18 protein-coding genes and 1 tRNA gene are annotated in these 21,130 nt (G+C 56.8%); 10 read left to right on the plus strand and 9 right to left on the minus strand.

What is annotated here, in order from left to right:
* Position 1 precedes the first annotated feature (1 nt).
* From exbD to DT594_RS05210, 4 genes are all read left to right on the plus strand, one after another.
* Positions 2-436, plus strand: coding sequence for a TonB system transport protein ExbD (exbD, locus tag DT594_RS05190; RefSeq protein WP_425460510.1), 435 nt, complete (start codon positions 2-4; stop codon positions 434-436).
* The gene (locus DT594_RS18940; RefSeq protein ID WP_178091423.1) at positions 436-1,167 is read left to right on the plus strand and encodes a TonB family protein; all 732 of its coding nucleotides are present in this window, start codon (positions 436-438) and stop codon (positions 1,165-1,167) included. The genes exbD and DT594_RS18940 overlap by 1 nt, the downstream gene beginning before the upstream one ends.
* Before the next feature lie 23 nt (positions 1,168-1,190).
* Complete coding sequence (locus DT594_RS05205; RefSeq protein ID WP_178091425.1) at positions 1,191-3,803, plus strand: ankyrin repeat domain-containing protein; 2,613 nt, start codon at positions 1,191-1,193, stop codon at positions 3,801-3,803.
* Positions 3,804-3,865: 62 nt separating this feature from the next.
* Positions 3,866-5,407, plus strand: a complete 1,542-nt coding sequence (locus DT594_RS05210) for a phospholipase D family protein (protein WP_149331661.1) — start codon at positions 3,866-3,868, stop codon at positions 5,405-5,407.
* Between the two features lie 260 nt (positions 5,408-5,667).
* Here the strand turns inward: DT594_RS05210 and cls are convergent, their stop codons facing one another.
* The gene (gene cls / locus DT594_RS05215) at positions 5,668-7,110 is read right to left on the minus strand and encodes a cardiolipin synthase (protein ID WP_149331662.1); all 1,443 of its coding nucleotides are present in this window, start codon (positions 7,108-7,110) and stop codon (positions 5,668-5,670) included.
* Positions 7,111-7,207: 97 nt separating this feature from the next.
* Between cls and DT594_RS05220 the strand changes: the two genes are divergently transcribed.
* Positions 7,208-9,175, plus strand: coding sequence for a CASTOR/POLLUX-related putative ion channel (locus DT594_RS05220; protein ID WP_149331663.1), 1,968 nt, complete (start codon positions 7,208-7,210; stop codon positions 9,173-9,175).
* A gap of 2 nt (positions 9,176-9,177) precedes the next feature.
* Here the strand turns inward: DT594_RS05220 and DT594_RS05225 are convergent, their stop codons facing one another.
* The 5 genes from DT594_RS05225 to DT594_RS05245 all read right to left on the minus strand — a co-directional run bounded on the left by DT594_RS05225 (position 9,178) and on the right by DT594_RS05245 (position 11,341).
* The gene (locus DT594_RS05225) at positions 9,178-9,507 is read right to left on the minus strand and encodes a TusE/DsrC/DsvC family sulfur relay protein (RefSeq protein ID WP_149331960.1); all 330 of its coding nucleotides are present in this window, start codon (positions 9,505-9,507) and stop codon (positions 9,178-9,180) included.
* 5 nt (positions 9,508-9,512) lie between these two features.
* Positions 9,513-9,812 carry a sulfurtransferase complex subunit TusB gene (tusB, locus tag DT594_RS05230; RefSeq protein WP_149331664.1) on the minus strand — a complete coding sequence of 100 codons (300 nt, stop codon included), beginning with the start codon at positions 9,810-9,812 and terminating at the stop codon, positions 9,513-9,515.
* Positions 9,813-9,868: 56 nt separating this feature from the next.
* Complete coding sequence (gene tusC, locus DT594_RS05235) at positions 9,869-10,222, minus strand: sulfurtransferase complex subunit TusC (protein WP_149331665.1); 354 nt, start codon at positions 10,220-10,222, stop codon at positions 9,869-9,871.
* Between the two features lies 1 nt (position 10,223).
* Positions 10,224-10,613 (minus strand): sulfurtransferase complex subunit TusD, encoded by a 390-nt coding sequence (gene tusD / locus DT594_RS05240; RefSeq protein ID WP_149331666.1) that lies wholly within the window; start codon positions 10,611-10,613, stop codon positions 10,224-10,226.
* A gap of 62 nt (positions 10,614-10,675) precedes the next feature.
* Positions 10,676-11,341 (minus strand): Bax inhibitor-1/YccA family protein, encoded by a 666-nt coding sequence (locus tag DT594_RS05245; protein WP_149331961.1) that lies wholly within the window; start codon positions 11,339-11,341, stop codon positions 10,676-10,678.
* A gap of 165 nt (positions 11,342-11,506) precedes the next feature.
* Between DT594_RS05245 and DT594_RS05250 the strand changes: the two genes are divergently transcribed.
* From DT594_RS05250 to DT594_RS05265, 4 genes are all read left to right on the plus strand, one after another.
* Positions 11,507-11,597 (plus strand) — tRNA-Ser (locus tag DT594_RS05250).
* A 392-nt stretch (positions 11,598-11,989) separates the two neighbouring features.
* Positions 11,990-12,250, plus strand: a complete 261-nt coding sequence (locus tag DT594_RS05255; protein WP_096347669.1) for a YebG family protein — start codon at positions 11,990-11,992, stop codon at positions 12,248-12,250.
* A gap of 359 nt (positions 12,251-12,609) precedes the next feature.
* A complete protein-coding gene (locus DT594_RS05260) occupies positions 12,610-13,716 on the plus strand; it encodes a nitroreductase family protein (protein WP_149331667.1) in 1,107 nt (368 codons plus the stop codon).
* A 115-nt stretch (positions 13,717-13,831) separates the two neighbouring features.
* On the plus strand, positions 13,832-14,977 hold the full coding sequence (locus tag DT594_RS05265) for a polysaccharide pyruvyl transferase family protein (protein ID WP_149331668.1): 1,146 nt from the start codon (positions 13,832-13,834) through the stop codon (positions 14,975-14,977).
* Between the two features lie 77 nt (positions 14,978-15,054).
* Here DT594_RS05265 and DT594_RS05270 read toward each other — a convergent pair whose 3' ends face one another.
* The 3 genes from DT594_RS05270 to DT594_RS05280 form a co-directional block, all read right to left on the minus strand.
* The gene (locus DT594_RS05270) at positions 15,055-16,281 is read right to left on the minus strand and encodes an OmpP1/FadL family transporter (RefSeq protein WP_178091466.1); all 1,227 of its coding nucleotides are present in this window, start codon (positions 16,279-16,281) and stop codon (positions 15,055-15,057) included.
* Positions 16,282-16,415: 134 nt separating this feature from the next.
* A complete protein-coding gene (locus tag DT594_RS05275; RefSeq protein ID WP_149331670.1) occupies positions 16,416-17,132 on the minus strand; it encodes a 3'-5' exonuclease in 717 nt (238 codons plus the stop codon).
* A complete protein-coding gene (locus tag DT594_RS05280) occupies positions 17,129-19,063 on the minus strand; it encodes a putative nucleotidyltransferase substrate binding domain-containing protein (protein WP_149331671.1) in 1,935 nt (644 codons plus the stop codon). The genes DT594_RS05275 and DT594_RS05280 overlap by 4 nt, the downstream gene beginning before the upstream one ends.
* Positions 19,064-19,189: 126 nt before the next feature.
* Between DT594_RS05280 and DT594_RS05285 the strand changes: the two genes are divergently transcribed.
* Positions 19,190-21,097, plus strand: coding sequence for a propionyl-CoA synthetase (locus tag DT594_RS05285; protein WP_149331672.1), 1,908 nt, complete (start codon positions 19,190-19,192; stop codon positions 21,095-21,097).
* Positions 21,098-21,130 lie beyond the last annotated feature (33 nt).

Consider the following 21,130-nt stretch of genomic DNA (forward strand, 5'->3'; position numbering starts at 1 on the left):
CATGGGCATCCAGTTCAATTCAGGCCCCATGGTCAAGCGACATAACTATCAGCAGAACGCGGAAATGAACATCACCCCGTTCGTCGACGTGATGCTGGTGTTGTTGATCATCTTCATGGTGGCAGCGCCACTGGCAACAGTAGATGTGCCGGTGGATCTACCCAGTAATGCGGCAACGCCAAGCCCTCCGCCAACGGATCCAGTGTATGTGAGCGTGCAGGCCGACGGCTTGCTGTTTGTTCAGGAGCAGGAAATAGCCCTCAACCAATTGCAATCACAGATACTGGGTATCACCTCGGGTGACCTTGAAACCCGATTATTCCTGCGCGGTGACCAGGCGGTGGACTACGGCACCTTGATGCGGGTCATGAACACGTTGCAGAAGGCCGGTTACACGCGCATTAGCCTGGTTGCCTCGGAAGAGTTGGAGCCCTGATGAGCGCCCCGACGACAGGCCTCAAGTGGTCTGGAAGGCTGCTGGTTATCCTGCTTTCGGTTGTATTTCACGCTGCGCTGCTTGCTTGGCTGTTGAGTGGCCGCCTGGCTCAGCCGATGCCTGAAGAAGCCGTGGTGGTTGCGGTGGATATGGTCAGTATTCCCCCACCGCCAGAGCCAGAGCCAGAGCCGGAACCCGAACCTGAACCTGAACCTGAACCAGAGCCGGAACCCGAGCCCGAACCCGAGCCCGAACCACCCCCGGTTGCCGAGCCCGAGCCACCGCGTCGGCCGGAACCTGTGGTGGCAAAACCAGCTGCGAAACCTGCGGGCCCGCCAGTGCATGCTTTTGGCGCTAATACCCAGTTCGCCGCACCACCTGCGCCACCTGCGGATGCGCCCACGCGCGGCCGAACGGCCCCGCCCGGATACGCCGACACGGTAAAAAACCGGGTTATAGCGCAGCTGAAGCGGCCAGAGGGAGCAGTGTACAAGCCGCCGCCGGGCTACAAGGGTGATCCGAATGACTTCAAGCGTCAGTGCTATATCCCCTATGAAATCACTGTGGATGCCAACGGGCGGATGCTTTCTTACCAGATCAATCGCTGCGGTGATGAGCTGCTGGATGCGGCCGCCGATCAAGCGATCCGCCAGGCCGGTCCTTTCCCGCCACCGCCCGGCGGGGGAACAGCTCAGTACACCATTTATGGCACGGCGATTTTCATCAAATAATGACAATTAATCAGGAGCATCTGATGCGTCTTCCTTCTCGCGCTAAACAGGCCGTGCCAGCCGCGCTGGCGTTACTGGTTGCCGGTTGTGCCGCACCGGTTTCCGGCCCGGTTGCCTATCACGACACCACACCACGACTGGCTGAGGCGCGCGCTGAAACGCGTGCCAGCTTTGAATGCGGCGGTGCGCTGCCAGCGGTACACCGGCAGATCTGTGCCAGTGACGAGCTGTCGTCCCTGGATAAACAGCTGACAGACCAGTACCAACGCGCTGCGAACCAGCTGGATACCGCTGGCGGGTTGTTGTTGGAGGCCAACCAGCGTCAATGGATGCTCAGTAGAGCCGCACATTGCGGTTTGACTGCGCAAAGCGGTACCAAGGTGGAAGCGGACCCAGCCGCCATCATGTGCCTGGAGCAGATGTATCGCCAGCGCCGGCAACAGCTGAGCAGTTGGTCTGCCCCGGCGATGACTGCCGATAGTCGTCAGGTCGCCCACGCCTATGCCAGCTATGTCGAGTACCGCTTGGCCGATAGCCGTGAACCCGCGCTGTGCTCAGCGCTGACCGAGCAGTTGAATCAGGATCTCCAGCGCCATGGGCTGCCGGACCCATCGCGGCTACCTGGGGTAAAACTGCTCGCAGGCAGTAATGGCGAGAGCACCACGGCAGTGGTTGACGGGCGAGAAATTCGCGTGGATTTGCACAACGCCGGCCCCTACGCCGGTTATCAGACCCGTGCCCGCGGCGTGCTGATTAATGGTCAGCCGGTGATGGACGACCATACCTTGCCGCGTTGGGTCGCCGAGCAATCCAACTACGGTGGCAGAGCCTATGCATCATCATCTCAGACCGGTGACTACGGCTCCATCGACGTGTTTCAGCGTGATGGCAGGACCCTGTTGTTGGCCAACGAAACCTGGGGTTTCTATTCACCTGCAGCCCGGGGCGAGTCGGCATTCAGCGGGGTTTATCAAATCTCGGGGCAGGGAGTGCAGCCACTGTGCCTGTTCCAGACTTACCTCACCCCCCCGCGCACCAATACCCTGGCCGGCATGCCAGCCTATGCCGCATTGGAAAAGGAACTGAACAGGGTGGCCGGCGACCCATTGCCAGGCTATGCGCAACATGAACGGCGCGACAATTTTCAGAGCTGGAAGGAACGCCAGTGGACTCTATTGAATTTGCCACTGCTGGGCGCTGATGCATTGACTCGCTACCATCGTGAAGCCGCAATCTATCATCGCAACGACCAGGCTCTGGATGCGTTTTTCAACTGGTCCGAGCGTAATCTGGGCGCCAAAACCCTGTATCGCAAAGTCATGCCCATGTTGCGCCCAGCGCATCAGGAACTGGTCCAGATGTTTGCTGCGCAAGGTCTGAATGCTGCCGAGAGTGAAGCTGCGGCAAATCTGTTGTTCCATGAAACTCTGGCCAGGAGCATGGAAAACCTTGCGCCACCCGCGACCGTGCCAGGTTTGCCTCTGACGCCGCAGGAGCCCTATCAGCCACGGTACGCCATAGCACCTGCGGCCGGGGCGCTCGAACAGGGGCGGAACTTCGCCACCTTGTACAGCGTGGTGCTGAATAATGCACCCGCCAACGTGATTCGCGACTTCATTGCCTATGAAACCGACACCTTCGGCGAGGAGCGGGGCGTAGGACCGGACCAGAGCCCGGCACTGATGGTGGCAGTAGGCAATCCCGACAGTCTGGAACTGCTTTTACAGCAAGGCTTCGATCCGAATGCGGCGAACCAGTGGGGCAAAACCCCATTGATGACGGCTGCCGAGTTGAACCTGTTGCCGGGTGCTCGCCGTTTGATCGAAGCGGGCGCCAATGTGCACGCGCAAACCCGGCGAGTTGAGTTCGCCGGAGTCGGCGGGCCTGATCGTCAGGAAGCAGAGCAGGGCAGACGTACAGCTTTGCTGATTGCTGCAAGTAACGCCGATGCTGCGTTGATCGATTTGCTGGTCAGTGCCGGCGCTGCCGCGCAGGCCTGGGACGGATACCATCAGCAGGTGTGCGCGGCACTTGATGGCAATCAGCAATTGTCTGATGCCGAGCGCGCTCGTTTAAAAGCGCCGCTTTGCGCCAATGTGTATACACCGCCGCCGCCGTCACAACAGGCCGTGGTCGACATACGTGCGGGCGATACGCTGATCCTGCGTGACACTGGCGTGGACTACCGCATACGGCTGATCGAACGGCAGCCCATGCACCTGTTCGGGCGCAACATGCAGTTGACACCGGAACGTTTGCGCGAAGATATGGGCGGCATTGCCCGGCAGGTGGGCATGTCTGCAGTGCGCCGCGGGAAAATGAAGATCGTCGGCCCGCTGACCCTAGCCTTTGCCGACCTGGGCGCTATTACCGAAAACAGTCTGCCGATGCTGGTCAGTTTTCCGGTTACTGCGGTAGGTGCTGCGAATGTTGCCAACTACGTTCTGGAACAAAAACCGCTGCAACGTGTCTTGAGTGTTGACTATGATCCGGAGCGGGCTGATGCGGAAAGTACCTGGCGAGCCCTGTTCAGCGCCGCGCTGACCCAAGGCTTCACCCCGTCGCAACAGGGCTACGTTGTGATCCACACCCGCGGGGGGCAACGCACCGAGTATCAGTTAGTCGTCACTGAATAGTGGTTTGGGTATGCGGCTGGTAGTATGACTGCCAGCCCCTTTCAGACGATAACGAGAGCGCCATGCGCCTAAAAAAATACCTTCTGGTTGGTAGTATTTCTGCACTGTTTATTGGTTTGACCGCTTGCGCCACCCCACTGCCGGAGCACGATGTCTCCCCGAGTTATGCGATAGATGTGCCGGCCCAGGGGTTGCTGAGCACCTATATGCGTCAACAACCGGTAGATGATCTGAAAAAATCCGGGTTCTACATGCTTGATCGTGGCGTAGATGCGTTGTCTGCGCGCTTGCAACTGATCGACATGACCGAGACCACCCTTGATCTGCAGTATTACATTTACAGTGGTGACGTTACTGGTGGGTTGATCGCCGAGCGGATACTCGCAGCGGCAGACCGGGGCGTACGTGTGCGCATCCTGCTGGATGACATTGGCAACAGCATGTCAGACAAGGCTGTGGCGACGCTCGACAGGCATACCAATATTGAACTGCGGCTGTTCAATCCGGTGAGTATGCGCAACAAGTGGTTCAAGTTGCCGAGCAAAATCGTTGAATTTGGCCGTATCAACAACCGTATGCATAACAAGCTGATGGTCGCCGATAATCTGGCGATGATCACTGGTGGCCGTAACATCGGCGATGAATATTACACGCTTAGCGAGCGGGATTTTCAGGACATAGATCTGCTGGGGATCGGCCCGATCAGTCAGGAGGCCTCCGAAAGCTTTGACGCTTTCTGGAATAGCCCGCTGTCGATTCCTGCCAGCGTGGTCTACGAAAATGCCAAACAGGGAACCTTGAACCGTATGCGCAAGGGCTTGGCTTCACATCGCGAGCGCCAGGCACAGAAACCCTACATTCAAGCGATGGAGGACTCCTCGTTCAGCAAGTCGCTGATTGAAGGGCGCCTGAAACTGTACTGGGGCCACTCCGACTGGCTGGCGGATCCGCCGTCCAAGGCTGATGCACACTCCCCGAACAGCGAAGATCCCTATCTGGCCCGTATTCTGGGAAACCACCTGCTGGATGTGCATTCCGAAGTGCTGATGAAGTCCGCTTACTTCATTCCCGGTCAACGGGGCGTTGAGGCGCTGACCGGCGTAGTGGCGCAGGGAGCTGATGTGTCTGTGCTGACCAATTCATTGGCGACCACGGATGTTCTGGCCGTGCACAGCAGTTACGCCCCCTATCGAGTACCGTTGCTCAAAGGCGGCGTCAAATTGTGGGAATTGCAACCCATGGCGGCCAAGCAGACGCGACCCAACACTTTTATCAGTGAGTCTGTGGCGAGCTTGCACGCAAAGAGTTTTGTGTTTGATCGCTACAAGCTCTTTATTGGCTCTATCAATATCGATCCGCGCTCCATTGAGCTGAATACGGAAGCTGGGGTGATGGTGTATCAGAAGGAGTTGTCCGAGAAGCTGGCTGATCTGTTCCAACGCTGGACTGAGGATGACTACGCGTTCGAGCTGCGCCTGGGTGAAGGCGACAGACTTGAATGGCACACCAAGGATCAGACCTGGACCTCAGAACCAGAGGCGGGACGAATCCGCCGTTTCATGTCCTGGATGCTTGATTGGTTGCCCATCGAAGACCAGTTATAACGCCCTCAGCGAGGCGGCGTTTTGTGCTCTTTACCGCTGGCGGCGGCATCGGCCTGAGTCTGCACAGCAGGACGGGCCGGTGCTTGCTGTGCACGGTCCGCGATCGCCATGTGGGCCGACATAAGGGTGGCAGTGATAGTAATGGGCAGCATATATACGCGCATGAGCGGGCCTCACTGAAATAAACAAGAATCAATCTCAACTAGAGGCTAGCACCGCGTTTTGCTGGCAGCAAGGTGCGGGTGAGAATTATTTTCATTTCAGAGCAAAGGACTCATAAAAAACATCAAGCGCTCCAGCATGCGCGCAGGTCTGCCGCGTTGCTGCCACACTGTTCGCTCGACCGACTGGCTAGCGGCCGCGTAGGATTCCAGTAATGACTTGATCCCGGCACAGCTTTCTCTACCGAACAGTGCGACTGTCAGTTCGAAATTGAGCTGCAGGCTGCGAATATCCAGATTGAGACTGCCGACCAACGCCAATTCATCGTCCATCAACATGGCTTTGGTATGCAGCAGTCCGCCATCGAACTGTTTGATATCAGCCCCGGCTTCCAGCAGCAACTCAAAATACGAGCGGCTGGCCCAGTGCACCATCAGTGAGTCAACGCGCTTGGGCAATAAGACTGTGACCGCCACACCGCGCCGAGCGGCCTGGCAGAGAGCGTCGAAAATGGCCTCTGAGGGCACAAAGTAGGGCGTACTGATAACGATGCTGCGGTTCGCTCGGTAGATGCTCGACAGGACCGCCTGACCGATCATGTCTTCCCCCACCCCTGGGCCGGAAGGAATGATCGACAGCCAACTATTGCAGGCGTCAGGGGCGGGGTAATAATCCGGCAGATTTCGCTGCCCGGTTTCTACTTCCCAATCCCAGGCAAAGACCTTCGCCAATCCAGTTGCCGCCTGGCCGTCCAGTCGCAGCATGACGTCAATCCAGGGCGCCGATTTTGACTTCCGCTTGAACAATAGTGGGTCGGCCATGTTCATTGAGCCGGTATAGGCGATCCGATCATCGATGATCAGCACCTTGCGGTGCATGCGCAGGTCAATGCGCTGAACCAGAGCGCGCAATAACTTGACCGGCATGGCAGGCACCACTTCGATCCCGGCTTTGATCATCTGGTTACGCCATTTGGAGCGGAAAAACTGGCGGCTGCCGGCGTGGTCGATAAGCAGGCTGACTTTAACCCCACGCTGGCTGGCTTCAATTAGCTGGCGAGCCACTTCATCTGCTCTGCCGCCGAGATGCCAGATGTAGGTTTCGATGCGGATGCTTTCAGTCGCACTCTGGATATCGCTAATCAGACTGCTGAAAATGGTGTCCGGCGAAGCCAGTACCTGCATGTTCGAATAGCCCAGCGTACCCAAGCCCATGCGCGCAGCTAGAATCTGATGCACCGCGTAGGCAAGGTGTCCGCCGGGCAGCGGGATATCGTCATTACAGAAGCGGCTGTTGAGGTTTTCCAGATAAGGTTCGATCATCGCCTGGGCGCGTGCGGCGCGTTTGCGGCCCATGCTCAACTCACCGAGCAACAGATAAAGAATGGCGCCCACCAGAGGCAGTATGTAGATCACCAATAGCCAGGCTAGCGTGCCGCTGACCGGCCGACGGAAGATGACGACGCGAATGGTGACTGTTGCAGTGAGCAGCCAGTAAAGAACGGCAATAACCAAACCGATTATATTTTGCAGGTTGTCCATCGAAGTCCGTAGCGGTGCGTTGCCAAGCGTTATCAGATGGCCAATCTAACAGGCTTTCGGTAGGCTTGTAAGCATCTGATCCTTAGAGAGAACTTCCATGCTGCCTTTTACCCTGGTGGGCCGACTGCGCTACATTCTTGAGCGACAACTGGTCAAAGGTGCGCATTATCAGTTGATGGTGGTGGCCATATTTATCGGGCTGATTTCGTTGATCGGAGGCTGGTTGGCCTGGCCTTCCGCCGCAGCGGATATGCCCTTGGCCGATTCAGTCTGGTGGGCCTTTTTGCGCCTGACCGACCCGGGTTATCTGGGTGATGATCAGGGCACCTGGCGCCGTATCGTTTCCACTGCACTGACGATCATGGGTTATGTGGTGTTCATGGGCACGCTGGTCGCCATCATGACGCGCTGGCTGATCAGCAGCATGGCAACCCTGGAACAGGGCCTGACGCCGGTCACCATCCGCAATCACGTGGTCATCCTCGGCTGGACCAACCGAACCATTCCGTTGATCCGCGAGATTCTCGATACTGCCGGCGGTATCCAGCGCTTACTGCTGGCCAGAGAAACCAAACGGGTACGTCTGGTGATTCTTGCCGATGAGGTGAACACCAAGCGCATGCAGGAAATGCGCGATGAGCCGGGTATTGGTAGGCACGGCAAACACATCATTTTGCGCTCAGGCACCGCTCTGCAGCCTGAGGCGCTGCATCGCGTTGCCTGCATGCAAGCGACAGTGGTGATGATCCCGGGCCGCTCACAAGGCGGCACGGATCTGGTTACCGGGGATATGGAGACCATCAAGGCGCTGCTTACCCTGCAAGCGCATGCGCATCTGACCCGACAACCCCCGCCATATGTAGTTGCGGAAATAGAAGATGTGCGCAAGGTGAAGATCATGCGCCGCGCCTATAAAGGGCCGATGGAGATTCTGGCCAGTGATGCCATCGTCAGCCGGCTGATGGCGCAATCGATTATTCATCCGGGACTGCCGGAATTTTTTGCCGAGGTAATGTCGGTTCACGACGGCAACGAGTTTTATGTGCGCTCCAGCGATGGCTGCCAGGGCGCGAGCCTGGCCGAGGTCGCTGCCACCTGTCCTGCGGCGATCGTGTGCGGCATCATGCGCCCGGAGGGCGAGCAATGGCGTTCCATGCTTAACGCACCTTCCAGCGAGATCGTTGGCCCTGGAGACAAGCTGGTCATGCTTGCGCGCCAATATGCAGATGCTGACCCGGTACAGAAAACCATTGAAAAACTCCGCCTCTTGGAGCGGCCTGCGGGGACTTTTCCACCGCGTAATGCTGCGGCGGGGCGGGACCTGAAAGTCCTGATTCTCGGTTGGAACAACCGCCTGCCGGCACTCATCGACGAACTTGCTTCCTACAGCCCACAACGGTTTCAGGTTCAGGTGCTGTCTACCCTGGATACGGCGCTGCAGCGCGCGACGATTGCCCGGTACAGCGAGAGAACCGCGCAGGTCACATGCGAGCATATGCAGGGTGACTTCATGCTTGAGGGCTTGCTGAAACCGGTGCTGGAGCGTGGTTGGGACAGCATACTGCTGATCTCCAGTGATCTGCTGGCGTCCGGTGAAGAGGCGGATGCGCGGGCAATGGTCGGTTATATGGTGGTAGACGAGTTGCTCAAGGGCGCAAGCAAGCGGCCACAATTGTTACTTGAACTAAGCGACCCATCCAACGAAGCGCTAGTGGTGCGTAATCGCGGCGAGTGCATTATCAGCCCGATGATTCTCAGTCACCTGATGGCGCAGATCGCCCAGCGCCGGGAGCTAAGCCTGGTTATCGAAGATCTGTTTACTGCTGGCGGCCCAGAAATTCTCTACCGGTCACAAGCCGATTACCCTATGCACAGTGTGAATAACTTTGCTGACCTGGAAGCCGTTGCCGCGTTGAACGGCGAAACCGCTTTGGGGGTTTACCGGCATGATCCCGACGATGATGGGCGTCGCTTGCAGCTCAACCCACCACGTAATATTCCGCTGAAGCTCAAGCCAGGTGATCAACTGGTTATTCTGACTACGGTCGAAGCAGTGCAGGCCTAGTACTATAAGCAATTGTCCGGCTTCGGCAGGCCGGCAATTTTGCTCGCCAGTTTAGCTGGGCTACCGGGAAACAGGCGCAGCAGGTAAAGGCTATTACCTTTGTCGGCCCCGAGCTGTTGGGCCAGATATTTGACCAAGGGGCGCATTGCCGGAGATAGCTGGTACTGCAGGTAAAACTGGCGAAGCAACAGTATGACTTCAAGGTGCTCCGGGCCAAAAGCGATACCCTCGCGTTGCGCCAGGAGGGCAGCGAGCGGCTCGGACCAGTCATCCCGATCAATTAGAAAGCCTTCGTCATCCAGCGGTATGCACTGCTCTCCAAGCTGAATCATCGTACTCACCAGCTGACTACCTTGGGAAATTTTGCGCAAATGGCAACCATGCCCAGGTAATCGATCACCTCTACCCGGGCGGGCAGGTCATCCAATGGCAAGCCCCGAGCCAGGACATCCGCCTCCAATACATAAAACTGCACCGCAGCGGGCACCAGGCTAAGTTGTGCGGCCGTTGCCGAGTCTCGCAGCAATGCGTAAACCGCCTCTTCGGTCAGCAGCACGCCATCTTCGCCAGCCAGTACACGGAGGCAACTCGCAAAACGGCCATCTGAGTGGGGTGAATGCCTGAGAATATGCAGCATATGTTTCTATCGGCCTCCAGGACGTTGACCTTGACGTGGCGTTTCAATGCGGCAATTCACAAAGACACTACCTGGTCATAATGGGCTAGCAGATGGGCGATCTGCACGCTGTCTACAGCGCGGCAATCAAGCGCACACTGCCTGCTTTGAATGCCGCGTTCGGTCAGCGAGTGCTGGCACACCAGCACCTCCTCGACACCGTAGAGATCCAGAGCCTGCAAATTGGCTGCCAGCGACTTCTGCCCGACTGCAGAGGCATCCTGCCCCTTGAGCAACTGCAGTACGCCGTCCTCCATGAATAGCAGAGCGGTCGGCACACCAAAGGCGGCAGCAGCGAGCACCATATCCAATGCTTCGCGCGCGGCCAGACGGGCAGGGGGGTGACGACTGATAACCAGCAGGCTTTTCATCTCAGGTACCAAAAGTGATGGCTCGATCGGCCGTCTGGAGGGCGTCGACCCATTGCCCGAGTCCGGACAGATCATAAGGCGCCCCCGTATTGGCGGCTGGCCTCTTCCAACGTGCGGCTTCGGGCTCATTAAGCACGCCGCGACGCAGAGCCGCAGCAATGCACACCACCGCATCAAGCCGCTCGGCGGCAATGAATTCGCGCCATTGCAGGCTAGTGTCCTGCTCATCCTGGGGCTGAACACCGAGGTGGGAGGCTATCTGTACTGCGTCTCGATAGAAAAACAACCGAGTAATCTGATGCCCAGACTCAATCACCGCGCGGGCAAATTCCAACGCGCTACGCGCTGCTGGATCCTGAGGGCCTGCAAGAAGAGTGATGGCAAATTTCATCAAGGGTGCTCGCATGAAAAAGGCCCGCAATTAGCGGGCCCGTTTTACAGCCATTTTGGCTATCAATCTTCGCCCATGATGCCCAGAATCTGCAGCAGGCTGAGGAAGATGTTGTAGATGGAAACGAACAGCGTGATCGTTGCCATGATGTAGTTATCTTCACCACCGTGGATGATCGCACCGGTCTGATACAGGATGATGGCCGAGGAGAACAGCACGAAACCTGCGGAAATCGCCAGAGACAGCCCGCTGATCTCAAGGAAGAAGCTGGCGACCACAGCACACAGCAGCACTACAAAGCCGGCCATGATAAAGCCCGACAGAAAGCTGAAGTCCTTACGGGTCAGAATCGCGTAAGCAGACAGGCCGAAGAACACCATCGCCGTCATACCCAATGCCATGGCAACCAGCGAGCCGCCATTCGGCAATGATAGGTATGCATTCAGAATCGGACCAGTGGTGTAACCGAGGAAACCAGTAAAAGCAAAGGTCAACACCAGACCCCAACCGGAATTTCGCATTTTGGACGTAGCAAACAACAGGCCGTAAAAGCCGACCAGAGTAATGATCAGGCCGGGGTGGGGCAGGTTCAAGCTCATGGAAATGAACGCAACAACGGCGCTGAACGCCAGCGTCAGGGCCAACAGGCTATAGGTGTTGCGGAATAGCTTGCTGACTTCAGCTTCATTCACGCCTGTATGTTGCAGCGTGGTCTCGCGGTTTTGCATGTTCATCTATGGCGCTCCAAGAATGGCAAATAGGATGATCCTTCACTATGCGCTCGATAATACCCGTTCAACAGGTCAAATCAAGGTTTTACATGGCGCGAATCATGTCAATTTGCAACGTTAGCCATTGACTAGCCAGAAGTTTCCGGTAGTATTGCCGGCCGTGGAGGGATGGCAGAGCGGTTGAATGCACCGGTCTTGAAAACCGGCGTAGGTTAATAGCCTACCCAGGGTTCGAATCCCTGTCCCTCCGCCAAATAAACAAAAAAGCCTCAGCGAAAGCTGAGGCTTTTTTGTTTATCAGATGGGTTCTCGGTGAGAACCCACGTTCGACCGGAGCAAGCAACGCTTGCGTAGGAACGCAGGAGCGCAGCGACTGCGGCCCCGAAGGGGTGAGGCGCGAAGCGCCGAGTAATCCCTGTCCCTCCGCCAAATAAATGAAAAGGCCTCAGCCAAAAAGCTGGGGCCTTTTTCGTTTCTGTGACCCATCCTCAACGGATTGGCAGCGTGCGAAGCGCTGCATTGCCCGAGTCTCCCGCGCTGTCACCTTACTAACCGGTCTTTCAATACTGTATTAATATCCAGTACAATGTCGAGCTCCGACGCTCGACAGGTGTCGGAACCTCCATTCAGCCTGAAGGTACCACTATGGCCGTTGAAGTTGTTTACCGCAGTAGCAGAGACCCGGAGCAATTGTTCATGGACAAAGCCGAAGCTGATCGCCACGACAAGATGCTTGAACTGGCTGAGACATTGGGCGAAGTTTTGCAGAGGGCAGTACCGTCGTTGGATGAAAAGACCGCAGAAGAAGTCAGTTTGTTTATGGCTCAACATCGCGACGCCTTTAGTAAGGCATTCAAAAACAATCCAGACGCATTGTCTGAAGTTTTTACAAATAATAACAAGTGATATCAAAACAGTGGGTAGTGGCTCTGCCATCTTCATATCTACAGGCTAATTTTGGTCGTGACGGTCAATGTGAAACCAATATGGCATTAAAGTGGTTTCAGCTGGCGACTGTCCGGCTATTAGTCATATAACTGACAAAATGTGCGCCAAGTCATGTTTTGTCAGTTTCCCGTCACTGCCAATGGAACTCTATTCCAGCGCAGCCTGTCAAAATCAAGCATTCCAAATAATTAATCCTCCCTAACGACAGCTTCGTATTCCAGTGTTGAATAAATCTGGATTAGGGATGGCTGTGTCTTACTGTTCCGAACAAGACATATGCAAGAAACAAGTAAATCGACTTAGGGCTACTAACGCTTATGAGTATTTTGAAGTATCCGCTGAAAAAGGTATTGCCGCAAAGTGGCATTGAAAGTTTGAAGCGGCTGCGCGACAACGCCTCGATCGCTTGGGTAAAAGCTCTGGTCCGCTTCGCGTTCTTGCGACGCGTCCATTACGCCTTTTTTTCGGACGCTTTCGACCACGAAGCTCAGGCAGTGGTGGAAGGGCAACTGCGGCATGTGCGAAATCGCAGCGGCGTAGAAAGTAGCAATTTCTTTCTCAGACGCGCGGTGCACCGCATCGAGAAGGGGCTGATCATGCAGCCGCGGCGCGACGTGTTCGCGTTGGACTATATCGAACAGACTGTTGAAGCCTACTCACGCTCATTGGACGGGTCAGTCGACTCCTACGAGATCTGCTGGGCACATGATGTGTTGGCAGCGTACTTTGAGATGTCGGCGACCCATCCCGTCATTAATAGGGCGCGGGAGAGGTTCCTGGCGTTCAAGTCACCTCACGATATAGCGGATGACCTGCGTCACGAAGGGGAAGGCCGCGTGCCTTTCGCTGCGGGTGATGCCGTTGCACCGGTTAGCTACGCATCCTTCACTCAATTATGCATGAAGAGACGCTCTGTACGTTGGTATGACGGCAGGGCAGTGCCCCGGCAAATTATCGACCAGGCGGTGGAGCTGGCCGTGCAGTCCCCGAGCGCCTGTAATCGCCAGCCATTCAGATTTATTGTTTTCGATGATCCACAAGATATTGCGCAGGTGTCAGAACTGCCCATGGGCGTAGCGGGCTTTAATCACAACTTCCCGGCGATGGTGGCCATCGTAGGGCGCATGCGAGCCTACCCGCATGCGCGTGACAGGCACGTTATCTATATAGACGGGGCGCTGGCAGCAATGTCTTTCATCTTCGCGCTGGAAACCCTGGGGGTCTCTTCGTGCTCGATTAACTGGCCGGATATACCCGAACGGGAACGGGCAGCTACCAAGCTGTTGGGGCTGGAGCCAGATGAGCGCATCGTCATGTTCATTTCCCTGGGGTATGCCGCCCACGAATCACTAGTGCCGTACTCACAAAAGATCTCCCTGGAGGAGGCACGCGTTTACGGCAACTTCGCGGCTACCTCTGTCTGAGGCGGCAGCGATGCTCCATGCCTCAAAAAAACGCTCATTTCTTTACGATGGCGCACTCTTGGAGTCGTCCGTCTTTTAATTTTTCCAGCTTTATCAAGACCCTAGGAAAACCTTTATGTATGTAGAAGTGCGCAAAGCGGGATTTGTGAACAAGGGCGCTGAACTGATGCTCAGGGCTGTTCTGGAGCAAGTACAGACGCAGTATCCCGAGGCTCGGACGGTTATGGAGCCTGGCCGGGATAGTAGCCCTTACCCTTATCAGCAAAGAGCCAAGCTGGGCCTTTATCAAAAAGCCTGGTTATGGCGCAAGGGAATTCCTTTTGGTGACTTGGCCGCACTGATGCCGGGCAGATTGCGCGAGATGTATGGCGTCGTGCTCGACAAGGATATCGATGTGGTGCTGGATGCCGCGGGCTTTGCTTATACAGATCAATGGGGTCCGGAACTGTCTGAGGAGCTGGCAAGGTCTTCAGCGCGCTGGAAAAGCCGGGGGGCAAAAGTGATCCTGTTGCCGCAAGCATTCGGGCCGTTCCGTGACGGTAAAAGCAAGGAGGCGGTGAAGCGCTTCGTGGATAATGCCGACCTAATATATGCGCGCGAGAGGATTTCTTACGAGTATCTGACCGACATCGTTGGCAAAGCTGAGCATATCAAGCAGTGCCCGGACTTCACCAACCTGATCGAGGGGCAATGTCCGGACTATTTCGACCGCACAACCCACCAGATCTGCATCGTGCCTAATTTCCGCATGATGGATAAAACCACCGACGCTGTTGCCAAGGGCTACATTCCCTTTCTGGAACGGGTCACTCGCATTTTGCTTAAGCGGGATGCCAAGCCCTTCCTTCTGGTGCATGAGGGTGTAGATGATCTGCGATTGGCTGAGCAGGTGTCCAAGGCGGTGGGAGGCGTGCCTATCGTCAGGGAAAGCGACCCGCTGGCAATCAAGGGGATTTTGGGCGCCTGCAAAGGCACGGTGGGCAGCCGTTTCCATGGTCTGGTGAGTGCTTTGTCGCAGGGCGTCCCTTCGCTGGCGACTGGCTGGAGTCACAAGTATCAAATGCTGTTTGCCGACTATAGTTTCGAGCAAGGCGTTCTGGATATAAACCTGACTGATGATCAGTTGGAACAGGCTTTGGATTATCTGACCGATGCTGCCTTATCCGCCGAACTGTCATCGACATTGATTACACGCTCTAACGCGCTCAAGCAACAAAGCCGAAAAATGTGGAACGAGGTGTTCGAACTCATTGCTTCTTGAATCGACCACAAGTTGATTCTGCAAAGCACAACGAAAAACGCCCCGAGCAATCGAGGCGTTTTTTTTTGCGCTAAGTATTAGTAGCTATAGGTGACCTGGGTCGACAAGCCATGAGCGCTATTGCGGTAGTCGGCGCTATAGTCCGTGTAGCTGACGCTCGCCTGGTCTTCGCGCAGATAGGCATAAGCCACATCCACGGTTACGTTGTCGGTCGCTTCCCAGCCGGCACCCAGAGACAGAACCTTGCGGTTACCTACTGGAATACGAACGGTGCGATCAGCGTCCGTAGTGGGTGAGCGGTCGAACGCCAGGCCGGTGCGCAGCACCACTTCCGGCGTGATTTGATAGGCCGCGCCGAACGCAAACGCCCAGGTATCCGACCAGTTGAGCTCTTCTTCTACCGTTCCAAACAGCGCTGGAGAGTTCTCATTTTCGATGATCAACTGGTCAAACTGGCTCCAGCGTGTCCAGGTAGTCCCCGCATAGAGGGTCCAGCGCTCATCATGAGCGTAGGTCAGGGACACGTCGACTGACTCCGGCGTGGTCACATCCAGAGTGGCGTCATAACTGCCGTTGACCGGCAGCTGTGCCGGGAAGCCGGACACTCGGGTTCTTCCTTCCAGTGTGTAATCGACACTGGAGTGGTAAGTGACACCCAGTGCCACGCGCTCAGACAGGTCCACCAGTATGCCGGCGTTGAAACCATAGCCGATGTCGTCCCCCTGAATATCCACGTTGGCATCGCTCAGGCCGACGGGAACTGCACTGGTCAAGGTGCCTTCGATGCGATTGATGGTGGGGCCGAAACCGATCGAAACACGGTCGTTAATGCGATAGCTGAGCGTAGGTTGCAGCGTTACTACCTGCACCTCACTTTCCAGGCCGTGGTAGCGGCCCTGGAAGCTGTCCTCGTAATCGCTGATCACACCAAAGGGTACATATACGCCCAGACCGAAATGCCAGTCATCATTCAATGGCCTGACGTAGTAGCCGAAGGGTACCGCTGCGACCGGGACCATATCGCCGTCGTTAGTGCCGCTTGTGCTGCCTTGTGCATTGCTGATGTCGGTGTTGGCACTGATGACAGCAAAGCCGCCGCTGATTTGCGCGCGGTCGAGCTTGGACATCCCGGCGGGATTGCCGAATACGGTACTGGCGTCTTGCGCGGAGGAGGACCGGCCGGCGAAACCGGTGCCCATACCACTGGCACTTTGTTCGTTGATCGCAACGCCATTGGCCATCAGGTGGGTAGAAACGGTGGTTACCGCCAGTGCAAGTGCGGTTTTATAAACGACTTTCTTGATCATGCAAAACTCCAGGGTTGTCAGGGTCGCGGAGGCTACCGACGATTCCGACTGAAATCAATTCCTGGGGTTCAATAAAAATGGCTTGAAGAAAATAGTGGTGCAAGCGCCTCAACCGAAATAATGCAGAAAACTCACACTCCGCCAAGACGTGCGCGCTTGAGCTTTCGCCAGTGCCCAAGCCGAGTATTCAATTCGTCCAATTGGTGAATGCCTTGAGCCCGGGCCTTGCTCAGAAGGATCAACATGATCTCGGCAGTAGCCATCGCATCGGCAGCGGCATTGTGACGCTCGGTATTACTGAGCTCGAAATAGCTTTGCCAATCATCCAGGCCGCCACGGCCGACAACCGCATCCGGACAGAGCATCGGTGCGATCTCGGCTACATCGAGGAATTTATGCTGCAGGCGATAGCCCAGATCGTGGCGCAGGCTCTTGCTCAGCATGCGCTGATCAAAGCCTGCGTGGAAGGCGAGAAAAACACATTCGCCAGCAAACTCCATAAAATCCAGCAATGCGTCCTGTGGCGCCATGCCCAGGGCCACCTCGCTGGGCGGTATGCCGTGTATGAGAATGGCTTCGGTCACCTTGTGGTTGGCCCGGTAAAGGGTGCTCTCGTATTGAGTGCCCATATCGATCGCGCCGCGCTCGATTACCACTGCACCTATGGACAGGACCTTGTCACGCTGGGTATTCAGGCCACTGGTTTCAACGTCCACCACCACCAGCTTGGTCTCGTGCAGTGGTGTCTGGTCCAGCGGTTGCGGCGCCGGAAGATGGTCACGGCGGTCGCGCTGGAGTTCACTGATACTCGCCGTGCGACGATTTTGTAGCCAACTCAGCGGGCTCATAACTGGTACCTCAGAGCCAGGCTCGCTTGCAGCCTTTTTGCCTGGCGGAATGATTCACGCAAGATGCGACGATCCAGATGGTTAAGGATGTCAGGATCAATCCGGTTGCTGAACGGCAGACCTTGCCGATCTTGTAATTGGTGTTGTTGCATGCGGATCAATTGGATGAAGTGATAGGCCTCTTCGTATGCGGCAGCATCCTTGGCGTCGATGACCTCAATGGTGCTGAGCTGACGAAAGCGCTCCAGCGTATTGCACTCGGCAATGCCATGGGCGAGGGCGAGCAATCGTGCACCGTCGACAAAGGGCATCAGGCCCTGCTTCTTCAAGTCCAACGTATCCTTCTCCGCGCCGCTGCGCGCCACCACGAAGTCACGGAAGCGCCCGATGGGTGGCCGTTGCTCTAGCGCGTTGTGAGCAAGCATATGCTGGAACAGCGTGTTGTTGCTGACCTTGTCCAGCACCCTGGCGAACAGTTTTCTGGCGCCTTCAGCCTCACCCCAGACGACGCGGTAGTCGAAGAAAATCGAGGAGGCCATCAGGTTTTTCGGCGTCGCGGAGCTAATAAACTGCTCAAACCGCCTGTCCCACTCATGCCTCGACAGACACAACTCGGGGTTACTGGCCATGATGTTGCCCTTGCACAAGGTAAAACCACACTCTGCCAGCCCAAGGGTGATTTTCTGCGCCAACGGCAGCAGCAGGCCGCGCATTCGCGCCGCTTCTGCAGCGTCATCGGCCTCGAATAGAATGCCGTTGTCCTGATCGGTATGCAGCGTTTGCTCGCGGCGCCCCTCACTGCCAAAACACAGCCAGGTGAACGGAAAGCCGGGGTCGCCGTGCTCTTCAATGCACAGCTCTATGACCCGGCAGACGGTGTGGTCGTTGAGCAGGGTTATGATGTGCGTGATCTGGGTTGAGGAGGCGCCGTGGGCCATCATGCTTTCGACCAGTTGGCGAATATCGGTGCGCAGCGCCGCAAGGGTGCTGACCCGGGCGGCCTGACGAATGGTCCTGGCTAAATGGACCAGATCAACGCGCTGCAAGGAAAACAGATCTCTCTCCGATACCACGCCGACCAATCTCTCCTGGTCGACCACGCAGATGTGCGCTATATGCCGACCGGTCATGGCAATCGCTGCATCGAAGGCGGAGGCGCTGGAAGGGAGGTGGAAGGGTGGAGAGGACATCACCCGATGGATCGGCTCATCCATGTCGACCTCGCCCAGCGCCACGACTTTGCGCAGGTCGCGCAGGGTAAAGATGCCTTGCGGCTTGTTGTCTGAGTTAACGATGACAATACTGCCGACATTGGCCTCGTGCATGTGCCTGACGGCAACGCGTACGGGCAATTCCGCGGCGCAACTGATCGGGCTGCGCACGGCCAGATCGCCCAGGCGGGTATCCAGCGAATATTGCGAGCCGAGATTTTCTGCCGCCTGCATCTGGGCTTGCTGATTGACCTGATCCAGCAGACTGCTCACACCACGCAAGGCAAAGTCACGGAAGGGCGCAGACATGGCAAACAGTCTGGCAAAGTCAGCGCGGGGCAATGCCAGACAAAATGTGTCCTTGCCGGCTAGATGCTCAGTCCGCGTGGCTCGCTCGCCAATCAATGCCGCGAGTGGGAAGCACTCACCCTGTGTAATCTCAAAGGTGGTTTCTGGCGCTTCCTGGCCAGCGAGCATTCGCTCGCCCCTGACCAACCCCTGTTTGACGATATAAAAATGTTTTACCGGACCTTCCTGCGGGCGGATGATGGATTCACCGCTGGCAAAGAAGCACAACTGGCAGTGCTCCACCATAAACGCCAGGTGATGCGTATCCATCAGGTTGAAGGGCGGGTAATTAAGCAAAAAGGTCATGGTGCCATGCACATTCTGCATAACCGCGGTTTTGCCGGTAGCGGCGAAGGGGTCTTCCTTACTCATGAGCATGACCTTTTTGTATGTGTAGCGAGTATGGCAGACCGCCGCCCAGCACCCATCCTACGTAAGTCTAGTTCCCTTATAAACGATGTGGTTTAGTCTGACGGCATAATAAGAGGATCACCGTTCATGCCATCCACCCATTTGCACCCGCCAACCTATCCACAGGCCTATAGCCAGGCGCTACGCGAGCCTGAAATATTCTGGGCTGAGCAAGCTGCAGGCCTCGCCTGGCACACGCCGCCGACTACCATTTTGCAGCAGGACGCCGACGGTAACTATCAGTGGTTCGCTGACGGCCGGCTGAATACCGCCTGGCTGGCAGTTGACGCCCATGTGCTTGCAGGCAGGGGCGAGCAAACCGCACTGATTTACGACTCACCGGTGACCCACGGCAAAGCGCGTATCAGCTACCGCGAGCTGGCCGGTCGGGTGGCTCAGTGTGCGGGTATGCTGCGTGACTTGGGCGTGAACAAAGGCGACCGGGTAATCATCTATATGCCGATGATTCCTGAAGCCGTAGTCGCGATGCTTGCCTGCGCTCGGCTGGGCGCGGTGCACTGTGTGGTGTTTGGCGGCTTTGCCGCTCATGAGCTGGCGGTGCGCATCGATGATGCCCAGGCGGACGTCATCCTGACCGCATCCTGTGGGGTCGAAGTTGATCGCATTATTCCCTACAAACCGCTAGTCGATGCTGCTATCAACGAAGCAGCACATCCCGTCCGGCATTGTGTGGTCTACCAGCGACCACAGTGCCGTGCAGAGCTTTACAGTGACCGCGATCTGGAATGGCAGCGAGCTCTGGCCAATGCCGAGCCTGCTGAGGCGGTACCGGTGCTGGCAGGCGACCCGCTTTACATACTTTACACCTCTGGCACCACTGGCAAGTCCAAGGGCGTGGTGCGCGATCATGGCGGCCACGCCGTAGCCATGCGCTACAGCATGCGAGTGGTGTATGACATGCAGCCCGGTGATGTGTTCTGGGCTGCCTCGGACGTTGGTTGGGTGGTAGGGCACTCCTATATTGTCTATGGGCCGCTGCTGGCAGGCTGCACAACGGTGCTCTACGAAGGCAAGCCTGTCCGCACCCCGGACGCAGGTGCATTCTGGCGCGTGTGTGCCGAATACGGCGTCAAGGCACTGTTTGCTGCGCCAACGGCGTTCCGCGCGATTCGAAAGGAAGACCCGCAAGCGGCGCTCGCGCATGCTGCCGATTTGTCCAGGCTGGAGCGGCTGTATCTGGCTGGAGAGCGCCTGGACCCACCTACATGGGCATGGCTTGAGGAACACTTCAAGAGGCCGATTATTGACCACTGGTGGCAGACCGAGACCGGCTGGGCCATTGCTGCCAACCCGGCGGGCTATGGACTCCAAGCTGCAAAAATGGGCTCTGCGACCTATCCCATGCCAGGGTTTGAGGTGGCGATACTTGACGATGAAGGGCTGCCGGTAGCCGCAGGTGCTCAAGGCAACATTGCCCTGAAGATGCCGCTGCCGCCGGGCTGTCTTACCGGCATATGGGGCAATCCGGCACGCTTTCGCGAAGGTTATCTCAATGTGTTCCCTGGCTATTACCAATCTGGCGACGCGGGCTACCTGGACAGTGACGGCTACTTGTTTGTAATGGGCCGCACTGACGACATCATCAATGTCGCCGGCCATCGATTATCGACCGGAGAAATGGAAGAAGTGCTCGGGGCTCACAGCGCGGTGGCTGAATGTGCGGTGATCGGCATACCTGATGAACTCAAGGGCGAACTGCCGCTGGGCCTGGTCGTGCTGAAAAATGAGGTGGCGATCGACCCCGATACGCTGAGCGCGGAACTGGTGGCGATGGTTCGGCGGGATATAGGCGCGCTGGCCTGCTTCAAAGGCGCGCTGATCGTCAAGCGCTTGCCCAAGACCCGCTCAGGGAAAATACTCCGGCGGATCATGCGGCAGATGGCTGCTGGCGAATCTTTCAGCGTGCCATCCACGATTGATGATCCTGCCTGCCTGGATGAGTTGGCAGCGCAGCTTGGCCGCGCTGATCGCTAGATCAGCCGTTCCCCTGGAGGCGCTGATTTGCTA

This window comes from Halopseudomonas laoshanensis (assembly GCF_008365385.1).
Lineage (GTDB): Bacteria > Pseudomonadota > Gammaproteobacteria > Pseudomonadales > Pseudomonadaceae > Halopseudomonas > Halopseudomonas laoshanensis.